General features: G+C 69.3%; 5 protein-coding genes. 4 read left to right on the top strand and 1 reads right to left on the bottom strand.

Annotated features, from left to right (window positions below):
* The 3 genes from ACCD11_RS14335 to ACCD11_RS14325 form a co-directional block, all read left to right on the top strand.
* Positions 1-520, top strand: a 520-nt coding sequence (locus ACCD11_RS14335) for a chemotaxis protein CheW (RefSeq protein ID WP_413314370.1), incomplete at its 5' end; no start/stop codon positions are given.
* Between the two features lie 42 nt (positions 521-562).
* Positions 563-2,878 carry a methyl-accepting chemotaxis protein gene (locus ACCD11_RS14330; protein WP_007838406.1) on the top strand — a complete coding sequence of 772 codons (2,316 nt, stop codon included), beginning with the start codon at positions 563-565 and terminating at the stop codon, positions 2,876-2,878.
* A 31-nt stretch (positions 2,879-2,909) separates the two neighbouring features.
* Entirely contained in the window at positions 2,910-9,032 is a 6,123-nt protein-coding gene (locus tag ACCD11_RS14325; RefSeq protein ID WP_413314369.1) for an Hpt domain-containing protein, read from the top strand.
* A 57-nt stretch (positions 9,033-9,089) separates the two neighbouring features.
* Here ACCD11_RS14325 and ACCD11_RS14320 read toward each other — a convergent pair whose 3' ends face one another.
* Positions 9,090-10,592 carry a cryptochrome/photolyase family protein gene (locus tag ACCD11_RS14320; RefSeq protein ID WP_413314368.1) on the bottom strand — a complete coding sequence of 501 codons (1,503 nt, stop codon included), beginning with the start codon at positions 10,590-10,592 and terminating at the stop codon, positions 9,090-9,092.
* On the opposite strand from ACCD11_RS14320, the gene ACCD11_RS14315 reads away from it, so the two are divergent.
* Complete coding sequence (locus ACCD11_RS14315) at positions 10,593-11,192, top strand: YqgE/AlgH family protein (protein WP_007838420.1); 600 nt, start codon at positions 10,593-10,595, stop codon at positions 11,190-11,192.
* The last annotated feature ends 37 nt before the right edge of the window (positions 11,193-11,229 follow it).

Genomic DNA, 11,229 nt, shown 5'->3' with positions numbered 1-11,229 from the left:
CCCCCCCCCCCCCCCCCCCCCCCCCCCCCCCCCCCCCCCCCCCCCCCCCCCCACGACGGGCGTGGCCGCCACGTGGCTGGCGGTCGAGGCGGGCGAGGGCAAATACCTCTTCCCGCTGGGACACGCCGGCGAAATCTTTCCCTGGACGCCGCCACAGCCCGTGCCCTACACGCAGGCGTGGTTCCTCGGCGTTGCCAACCTGCGCGGCGGCCTCTATGGCGTCGTGCAGCTGTCGGCATTCGCCACCGGCGTTCCGGGCGCGCTGGCCGCCACCGAGGCGGCCCGCATCCAGTCGCGGCTCGTTGCTTTCAACGAGCTGCTCGAAGTCAACTGCGCTTTGCTGGTCGATCGACTGGCGGGGTTGCGGGGTGCGGAGGCCTTCACGGCCTCCGAGCCTCCTGGCGCAGAAGCACCTGCCTGGCATGGGCATCTGTTTACCGACGCGGCGGGAGAGCGCTGGCAGGAAGTCAACCTGCAGGCGCTTTCCCAGCAACCCCAGTTTTTGAGCATTGGTGCGTAGTGCCCCCGCACGCCGTACCGGAAACTATCTGAAGGACCGACCGTGAGCTCGATCGCCGACAAGTTCAAGAAATTACTGCCCGTGACCAACGGGAACGACAAGGCCCGCGTCGATGGCTCCGGTTCCACGTTGTCCATCGACGACGTAGACACCGTCCAGGTCCCGGACGAGAAAACCGTGCGTATCGCCAAGAAGGGGGCCGCGCCCGCGGACACCGGCTTCAGCGACCTCGACCTGCCGGGCGGCGGCGGCGACGCCGCCAACGAGCCGGGCGCTGCGGTTGCCGAAGCGGTGCCCGACACCATCGACGGCCGCGCGGGCTCCAATCCGGCGCGGCAGCAGCGTATCCTGGCCATCATGCTGGCGGTCGCGGTGCTGTTGCTGTTGCTGGTGGCCGGTTCCGCCATTCTTCGCGCGGACCGCCTGGCGCAGCAGGTGGCTGCCACCGGCCAGTCGCTGATGCAGTCGCAGCGCCTTGCCAAGTCGATCTCGCAGGCCCTCGTCGGCAGCGCCTCGGCGTTCGTCGAAGTGAAGGACAGCGCCGACGACCTCTCGCGCCGCGTCGCGGGGCTGACCAACGGCGACGACTCGTTGCACCTGGAGCGAGTGGGCAACCAGTACGACGAGGAGATGAACAAGATCAATCCCCTCGTCACCCGTGCCGATGCCAGCGCCAAGGCCGTGCTGGCCCAGCGCCAGATCCTGACGCAGGTGGGAGCCGCCTTGCGCGACATCAACCAGCAGTCGTCCACGCTGCTCGAAATGACGGAAACCGTCGCGTCGCTGAAGATGCAGCAGAACGCCACGCTGCCCGAGATCTCGGCCGCCGGCCAGCTGGTGATGCTGACGCAGCGCATCGGCAAGTCGACCAACGAGTTCTTCACGGTCGAGGGTGTGAACCCCGACGCCGTGTTCCTGCTCGGCAAGGACCTGAACACCTTCCAGGAGACCACCCGCGGCCTGCTCGACGGCAATGCACAGCAGCGCTTCCCCGGCTCGAAAGACCCGCAGACGCGCCAGCAGCTCGAAGCCATCCTGAAGACCTACGAGCAGATGCGCACGCAGGCTTCCGCGATTCTGGGCAACCTGCAGGGCCTGGTGGCGGCACGCGAAGCGCAGGCTTCGATCCTGACCGACAGCGAGCCGCTGCGTAAGTCGCTCGGCGACCTGCAGGACAAGCTCTCCGCACGCACCGGCCTCGGCGCCGGAACGATCGTGCTGCTGTTCGTGCTGTCGCTGGCCGCCCTCGCCCTCGCCGGTGCCATCGGTTTCGTGCAGGTGCGCGAAGGCCGCGAACGCGCCGCCAACGCCGAGCGCGAACGCCTGGCCGCCGAGCAGTCCTCCGAAGAGGTGGGCCGCATCAACAACGCCAACCAGGCCGCCATTCTTCGCCTGATGAACGAACTGCAGACAGTGGCCGAAGGCGACCTGACGCAGGAAGCCACCGTGACCGAGGACATCACCGGCGCCATCGCCGACTCGGTGAACTACACGGTGGAAGAACTGCGCTTGCTGGTGGGCAACGTGCAGAACACGGCGACCCGCGTGGCGCAGACGACTTCGCAGGTGGAAAGCACCTCGACCGAACTGCTGGCCGCCTCGACCGAACAGCTGCGCGAAATTCGCGAAACCGGCCAGTCGGTGCTGACCATGGCCGAGCGAATCAACGGCGTGTCCACGCAGGCGCAAGAGTCCGCCACGGTGGCGCGCCAGTCCCTGCAAGCCGCATCCTCGGGCCTGCAGGCCGTGCAGAATGCCATCGGCGGTATGAATTCCATCCGCGACCAGATCCAGGAAACCTCCAAGCGGATCAAGCGCCTGGGCGAGTCGTCGCAGGAGATTGGCGAAATCACCGAGCTGATCTCGGACATTACCGAACAGACGAACGTGCTGGCGCTGAACGCAGCCATCCAGGCCGCATCCGCCGGTGAAGCCGGCCGAGGCTTCTCGGTGGTGGCGGAAGAAGTTCAGCGACTGGCCGAACGCTCCGCAGACGCCACGCGCCAGATCTCGGCGCTGGTGAAGGCGATTCAGACCGACACGCAGGATGCGGTGGGCGCCATGGAGCGTTCCACGCAGGGTGTGGTCGAAGGGGCCAAGCTGTCCGACAACGCGGGTACCGCGCTGTCCGAGATCGACCGCGTGTCGCGCCGTCTTGCCGACCTCATTGAGCAGATTTCGCAATCCGCCTCCCGCGAAGCCGATTCGGCCAACGTGGTGGCCGCGAACATCCAGCACATTTTTGCCGTGACGGAACAGACCGGCGAAGGCACGCGCACCACCGCCCAGCAGGTGCGCGAGCTGTCGCAGATGGCCGAAGAACTGCGCCGTTCGGTGGCCCGTTTCAAGATTGCCTGACCCCGATAGATAAGAACGGCGAGCACCCAACGTGTCGATTCAAACCCCTGCCACGGCCCCCCCCGCCGGCAACATGCCGGCCACCGAAGACCTCGGGCCGCTGGCCTGGGTGCTGGGAGAAATCCAGAAATCCCTTGACGGTGTAGGCAAGTCGCTGCGGCGCTTCGTGCGCGACGTGGACGCCGCTGCGGCCGAGCCCGAGAGCGGCCCGCTGCAGATGGCCCGCCAGCAACTGCACCAGGCCGTTGGCGCCCTCCAGATGGTGGGGCATCCCTCGCCCGCTCTGGTGCTTGGCGCCATCGAGTTCGCGGTGCAGGGCTTCATTGCCGAACCGCAGCGCTGCACCGACGCCGCAGTGCTCAAGATCGAGCGTGCCGGCTTCGCCGTCGTCGACTTCCTGAACGCCTTGCTGGCTGGCAAGCCCGTGTCGTCGGTGGCGCTGTTTCCCCAGTATCGCGACGTGCTGGAACTGGTCGGCAACGAGCGCGTGCACCCCGCCGACCTGTGGAGCACCGCGTGGCGCTGGGTCGAGATCAAGCCTGCCCTCACGCAGGCCGCCGTGGCCTACGACCCGGCCGTGCGCTCGCGGCTCGACCGCGAAGTGCTGCAGCTGGTCAAGACCGGCGACGTGCATGCTGCGCGCCGTCTGCATGCGCTGTGCCTGGGGCTCGGACGCGGCGCGCTGCTGCCCCGCGTCGCCAGCTTCTGGACCCTGGCCGCCGGCTTCTTCGAAGCCCTTGCCACCGGCCTGATCGCGCCCGACGCCTACGTCAAGCGCGCCGCCTCGCGCGTGCTGCTGCAATACGCCACCCTCGCGCGCGGCGACAGCCTCGTGTCCGATCGCCTCGGCCAGGACCTGCTGTTCTTCTGCGCTCAGGCCGTGCCCACCGGCAGCGACGACGCCGCCACGCTGCGCACCGTGCGCAACGCCTGGGGCATCGCCAGCGAGCCGCGCGTCGACTACACCGTCGAGCAGTTCGGCCGCTTCGATCCGCTGGTGCTGCAACAAGCCCGCAAGCGCATCGAGACCGCAAAGGAAATGTGGTCGGCGCTCTCGGGCGGCGACATCACCCGCACGCGCCAGGTGGCCGACACCTTCGCGCAGCTCGGCGAATCGCTGCAGAAGCTGCATCCGCCGAGTCTGCCGATGGTGCTGGCCCTGACCCACGCGGTCGAAGCCTCCGTGCGCACAGGCCAGGCGCCCGGTACCGAACTCGCGATGGAAGTCGCCACCTCGGTGCTGTACCTGGAAGCCGCGCTCGAAGACCTCGACCCGAGCGATCCGCAGCTCACGGCCCGCACGCTGCAGCTGGCGGGGCGCATCGAACGCGTGCGCGCGGGCGGCCATTCCGAGCCGCTCGAGCCGTGGATGGAAGACCTCTACCGCCGCGTGAGCGACCGCCAGACCATGGGCACCGTGGTCGACGAGCTGCGCAGCCACCTGAGCGAGCTCGAGAAATCGCTCGACCAGTATTTCCGCCGCCCGGCCGAAAAAGGCCTGCTGCGCACCGTCCCGACGCAGCTCCTGCAGATGCGCGGCGTGTTCTCCGTGCTCGGCCTCGACCAGGCCGCGCTCACCGTGCAGCGCATGCGCGACGACGTCGAGGCGATGCTCGTCAGCACCTCGCCGGCCGAGGAAATGGCCGGCTTCGACGCGCTGGGCAACAACCTCGGCGCGCTCGGCTTCCTGATCGACATGCTGGGCTACCAGCCCGCGCTGGCCAAGCGCCTGTTCGTGTTCGACGCCGATGCCGGCGAACTCAAGCCGCTGATGGGCCGCCAGGCCACCGACAGCACGGCCGACGCCGCCGCCCCGAGCCAGGCTCCGGCCGCCGTAGCCGTGCTCAGCATCGAGGAAGTCGACGCCCAGATCGCCTCGAAGCTCGCCGCACTGGCCACGCCCAACCGCAAGGCCAAGGTCTCGCCGATCGAGGAATTCAGCAACAAGGCCGACAGCTGGACGAACAAGATCACCGGCCCGAGCGCGCTGCCCGACACCGAAGTCACCGAGCTCGAAGAAGACGACCTGCAGAACATCTTCCTCGACGAAGCCCGCGAAGTGGTGGAGAACGGCCTGGCCGCCATCGCAGAACTCGCCGGCTACCCGGACGACACCGAAGAACTCACGATCCTGCGGCGCGCCTTCCACACGCTCAAGGGCAGCTCGCGCATGGTCGGCCTCACCGACTTCGGCGATGCCGCCTGGTCGCTCGAACAGGTGCTCAACACCTGGCTGGCCGACCAGCGCCCCGCCACGCCGGAACTGCTGTCGGGCACCGAGCGCACGCTGAAGGAATTCGGCCAATGGGTCGAAGCCATCGCTTCGGGTTCCGCGCACGGCTGGCAGTCCACGCAGTTCAGCCGCGTGGCCAACGCGCTGCTGGCTGGCGAGCCCGTGCCCCCGCCGGTGCGCATGGCCGACGCCGAGGCCCTGGCGGTCGCCGCGCGCCACATCGCAGCCGAAGAGCCTGTGACCGCGCCCGCACCCCTTCTCGAGGTTCCGGCGCCGGTGGCGGCGGAACTGCCGCCGCTGCAGCTGCCGGATCTGCCCGATCTGTCGCTGGCCCCGGAAGTACCTGCGCCCGCACCCGCTGCGGCGCCCGAAGCACCGCTCGAAACCGTGGCGTGGCAGGAGCCCGCTGCGCCCGCCGCACCCGCCGCACCCGAGACCGACGACGATTTCGCGTCGACCGATTTCATCGACTTCGAGTCGAAGCAGACCACCGAGCCCGCGGCGCTGACAGCTCTGCCGAGCGGCGAGGAGTTCGATTTCCTCTCGCCCGCGAAGACGCCCGTGGCCACCGAGCCGAAGCTGGCGGAAGCCGAGCCCGTGATCGAAGCGGTCGAAGCCACCGTGCCGACCACCGCCGGCCTGCCCGATCTCGATTGGGAACCCGCGCCGCTGCCCGTGCAGGCCGCCGCCGAGCCGGAAGTCATCGAAGCCGCGGCGCTGCCGCCGCATGAGGAAGAACCGGTCGCCGAGCCCGAGCTGCAATCGGTCGCCGAACCGGAACCGGAACCGGAACCCGAACCCGAACTGCCCGCCCCGGCGGTTGCCGAGGTGATCGCGCCCATCTTCGAGGCGCCGGTGGCGCCTGCCGAAGCCCAGATCCTGGTCGCCGACGAAGCGCCCGAGCCCGTTGCCGCGGCAGCCACGCCTGTCGTGTCCGCCGAACCGCAGGAAGAAGCCGCGGAAGACATCGCAGCCGCGGCTGCGAGCGCCGAAGACCAGGTCAAGGTCATCGGCCCGCTGCGCATCGGCATCCAGCTCTACAACGTCTACCTCAACGAGGCCGACGAATGGTCGCGCCAGCTCGCCACCGACGTCGGCGAATGGGCGCTCGAATCGCACGAACGCCTGCCCGACTCGACCGTTGCGCTGGCCCACTCGCTGGCAGGCAGCTCGGCCACGGTCGGCTTCCACAGCCTGTCGGGCATGGCCCGCCTGCTCGAAGCCGCGCTGCAGCACCTGCAGATGCTGGGCAGCGGCACGCGGGAGCAGGGCATGGTGCTGGTGGCCGCGGCCGACGAGCTGCGCCGCCTGCTGCACCAGTTCGCCGTCGGCTTCCTGCGCGACCCGGCCGAAGGCACGCTGCAGGCGCTGCGCGACATCGCCAATTCGCCGATGCCGACCGAACTCGCCATGCGTGCCGAGGCCCGGCCGCTGCATCAGGTGGTGGTTGCCGAATCCGTCGCCGACGTGGCGCTGGACGATTCCGAAGACGCCATCGACCTGGCCGACGCGGTCGACGTCGACCTGTTCCCGATCTTCGAGGAAGAGGCGGCCGAACTGCTGCCGCAGCTCGGCGAGGCGCTGCGCCAGTGGGCGCATCACCCAGACGATGGTGCCCCGCGCGCCTCGGTGCTGCGCACGCTGCACACGCTCAAGGGCAGCGCACGGCTGGCCGGCGCCATGCGCCTGGGCGAGCGCGCGCACCGCATGGAGTCCGAGATCGAAATCCTGGGCTCCCAGGGAGCGGCACGCGCCGACATCGAAAAACTGCTGGCGCGCCTCGACACCCTGCAGGCCACCTTCGACGCATTGCGCGCGGCCGACGACGCCACGCAGGTCGAGCTGGCCCAGATCGTGGCCGCGGCCACTGCGACCGCGCCTGCCGCCCCGCCGCCGCAGGTTGCGGCCGAAGCCGGCGTGCCCGCGAACGACGAAATCGCCGCTCCCGTGGCGAGCCTCGAAGACCAGCCTGGCGTCCCCGCGACGCTGCAGCCGCGCCCCGCGCCCGCGCTGCTCACGCCGCTGCGCGCCGCAACGGGCCAGGCCGTGCGCATCCGCACCCAGCTGCTCGACCGCCTGGTCGCGCAGACCGGCGAGGTCATCATCACGCGTTCGCGCCTGGAGGCCGAGCTGGGCCAGCTGCGCGGCTCGCTGTCCGACCTGACGGGCAACCTGGACCGCCTGCGCCAGCAACTGCGCGACATCGAGGTGCAGGCCGAAAGCCAGATGCAGTCCCGACTGGCGCAGGCCAAGGACTCGCAGCAGAGCTTCGACCCGCTCGAGTTCGACCGCTTCACCCGCGTGCAGGAACTCACGCGCATGATGGCCGAGTCGGTGAACGACGTGGCCACCGTGCAGCGCACCCTGCAGAAGACGGTGCAGGCCACGGAAGACGATCTCAGCGTGCAGGCGCGCCAGACGCGCGAACTGCAGCGCGGCCTGCTGCGCACGCGAATGGTGGAGTTCGAAGGCATCTCCGACCGCCTCTACCGCGTGGTGCGCCAGGCCTCGAAGGACACCGGCAAGCAGGTGCGCCTGGACATCGTCGGCGGCTCCATCGAAATGGACCGCGGCGTGCTTGACCGCATGACGCCCGCCTTCGAGCACCTGCTGCGCAACTGCGTGGCGCACGGCATCGAGAGTGCGGCGGTGCGCGAGAAGGCCGGCAAGGACGCCAGCGGCCTGATCGTCATCGACCTGCACCACGAAGGCAACGACGTCTCGGTGAGCTTCCGCGACGACGGCGCCGGTCTCGACAACAAGCGCATCGCAGAGCGCGCCCGCGCCCTCGGCCTGCTCGAACACGACAAGGAGCTGTCGGCCGAGGATGCCACCGAGCTGATCTTCAAGCCTGGCTTCTCGACGGCAGGGCAGGTCTCCGAACTGGCCGGCCGCGGCATCGGCATGGACGTGGTGCGCGCGCAGATCGCGGCGCTCGGCGGGCGCATCGAAACGCACAGCAACCCCGGCCAGGGCACCACCTTCAAGCTGGTGCTGCCGCTGACCACCGCCGTGACGCACGTGGTGATGCTTCGCGCGGGCGAAGTGTCGATCGGCGTGCCGTCGAACCTGGTGGAGCTGGTGCAGCGCGTGGGCGGCACCGACCTCGAGGCGGCCTACCTGCACAACAGCCATCCGTTCGGCAGCGAGCAGGTGCCGTTCTACTGGGCCGGTGCGCTGCTGCAGGCCTCGACCCGCAGCGAACACGCAGTGGCCAGGAACAACACGATCGTGGTCGTGCGAAGCGCGGCACAGCGCGTGGCCCTGCACGTGGACGAAGTGCTGGGCAACCAGGAAGTCGTGGTGAAGAACCTCGGCCCGCAGCTCGCGCGGCTGCCCGGCCTGGCCGGCATCTCGGTGCTGGCGTCGGGGGCGGTGGCGCTGATCTACAACCCGGTGGCGCTGGCCTCGGTGCATGGCGAACAGGCGCGCGAGCGCCAGGCCGCCGCGCTGGCGGCGCCGGCGCACGGCGCCGCGGACGAACACGGCGCGCCGCAGCAGCCGCTGCCGACGCTGGCCCCGGTGGCACCACAGGTCCCGCTGGTGCTGGTGGTGGACGACTCCATCACCGTGCGCCGCGTCACGCAGCGCCTGCTGCAGCGCGAAGGCTATCGCGTGTCGCTCGCGGCCGATGGCCTGCAGGCGCTCGAACGGCTGCAGCAGGAGCGCCCGGCGGTGGTGCTGTCGGACATCGAGATGCCGCGCATGGACGGCTTCGACCTGGCCCGCAACATCCGCGCCGACGATTCGATGGCCGGCCTGCCGATCATCATGATCACTTCGCGCATCGCCGAGAAGCACCGCGAATACGCGCGCACGCTGGGCGTGAACCACTACCTCGGCAAGCCGTACTCGGAAGAGGAACTGCTGCGCCTGGTGCGTGCGTACACGAGCGAATCGACGCTGGCTGCTGCCGCTTGATGCTGGCCGGGGCGCTCCCGGCGGCGACCAGAGAACAGGGGCCTTCGGGCCCCTTTCTCATGGCTTCTGCAGCACCTTGGCCCGCGCCGCCGCGTAGCGCTGCAGCGTCTTCTCGCGCGCCTCGGCGTGGTCCACCACCGGCTTCGGGTACGTCTCGCCGAGCGTGATGCCCGCTGCCTCCAGCTCCACCGGCGAGGCCAGCCACGGCGCATGGATCGCCGCGTTCGACAGCCCCGCGAGCTGCGGCAGGTAGCGGCGGATGAACTTGCCCTCGGGGTCGAAGCGCTCGCTTTGCGTCACCGGGTTGAAGATGCGGAAGTAGGGCTGCGCGTCGCAGCCGCTCGAACTGGCCCACTGCCAGCCGCCGTTGTTCGAGGCCAGCTCGAAGTCGTTCAGGTGCAGCGCGAAGTAGGCCTCGCCGCGCCGCCAGTCCAGCCCCAGGTCCTTGCACAGGAAGCTCGCCGCCACCATGCGCAGGCGGTTGTGCATGTAGCCGCTCTGGTTGATCTGCAGCATGGCGGCGTCCACCAGCGGATAGCCGGTGCGGCCTTCGCACCAGGCGTCGAACAGCTGGTCGGCGTGCTTGCCGTGGTGCCACTGGATCCGGTCGTACTCGGGCCGGAAGCTCTTCGACTCGCCGCCCGCGTGCACGTGCGGAAAGTGCGCCAGGATCTGGAAGTAGAACTCGCGCCAGATCAGCTCGCTCAGCCAGACCGCCGCCCCGGCATTGCCCTGCAGCGAGAGCTGGTGCGCCAGGCTCGCCAGCTGCCGGATCGACACCGTGCCGAAGCGCAGGTGCACGCCCATGTAACTGGGCCCGCGCACCGCCGGGAAGTCGCGCGCCTCGGCGTAGCGGTCGATGCGCTCGAAGAAGTCCTCGAGCAGCAGGCCCGCGCCGCGCGTGCCGGTGGGAATCTCCAGCGCCGAGAGGTTGCTTTTCTCGAAGCCGATCTCCCGCAGCGCGGGCACCGGCTCTCCGTAGGCCTGGGGCGAGGGCGCCAGCGCGTCGGCGTGGCTGCGCACCGGGTACGGCTTCAGGAAGAACGAATCGACCTTCGCCAGCCAGGCCCGCTTGTAGGGCGTGAACACGGTGTAGGGCTGGCCGGTCTGGGTCAGGACCTCGTCGCGGTCGAAGACGGTCGAGTCCTTGTAGGTGTGGAAGGCCACGCCCGCGTTGGCCAGCGCCCCGAACACCCGGGCGTCGCGCTCCAGCGCGTCGGGCTCGTCGTCGCGGTTGGCGAACACCGCCTGCACGCCGAGCTCGCGCGCCAGCGCCGGAATCTCCTGCACCGCCGCGGCATGCCGCACGACCAGCCCGCCGCCCAGTGCGCGCAGCTCGGCTTCGAGCTCCACCAGCGATTCGCGGATGAATTCCACCCGGCGGTCGACCGAGGGCAGGGCGTCGAGGAGGGCCTTGTCGAACACGAAGGCGCAGACCACCTGGCGGCAGGCCCGCAGCGCGCGATACAGGGCCGCGTTGTCGTCCACCCGGAGGTCCCGGCGGAACCACATGAGCCCTTTGGGATAGGTCTTGTCGACGGCCAGTAAAATCGGGGGCATATGGCCGCCGATTCTGCCCCGATGAACCTCACGCATCACTTTCTGATAGCGATGCCCGGGATGGAAGACAAAACTTTCAACCGCAGCGTCGTGTACCTCTGCGAACACAGCGAGCGCGGAGCGCTCGGCCTCGTGATCAACAAACCCAGCGACATCAACCTCAAGGTGCTGTTCGAGAAAATCGAGCTCCACCTGGCCCGCCCCGAACTGGGCGAGGCCCCCGTCTTCCAGGGCGGCCCGGTGCAGACCGAACGCGGCTTCGTGCTGCACGAGCCGGTCTTCACGCAGGCCGAGAAGCCCGAGGAATCGGTCTACGCCTCGACCATGACCATTCCCGGCGGGCTCGAGATGACCACCTCCAAGGATGTGCTGGAGGCCCTGGCCACCGGCGCCGGCCCGCGGAAGGTGCTGGTCTCGCTGGGCTATTCGGCCTGGGGCGAGGGCCAGCTGGAGTCGGAACTGGCCGAAAACAGCTGGCTCACCGTGGGCGCCGACCCGGCCGTGATCTTCGACACGCCCGTGGAGCAGCGCTACGACAAGGCCTTGCTGCTGCTCGGTCTGGAGGCCTGGAAGCTTTCCCCGGACGCGGGTCACGCATGATGAACCTGGCTCGCCCCCAGGCTGCGCGCACTTCGTG

The organism is Variovorax sp. Varisp36, from assembly GCF_047304235.1.
GTDB lineage: Bacteria > Pseudomonadota > Gammaproteobacteria > Burkholderiales > Burkholderiaceae_C > Variovorax.
Note: the sequence above shows the minus strand (reverse complement) of the source record. Positions and strands in the feature narration are given on the sequence as shown.

Coding starts and splice junctions, on each gene's coding strand:
- ACCD11_RS14320 (WP_413314368.1), bottom strand. CDS start 10,592: ATGCCCCCGATTTTACTGGCCGTCGACAAGACCTATCCCAAAGGGCTC.
- ACCD11_RS14315 (WP_007838420.1), top strand. CDS start 10,593: ATGGCCGCCGATTCTGCCCCGATGAACCTCACGCATCACTTTCTGATA.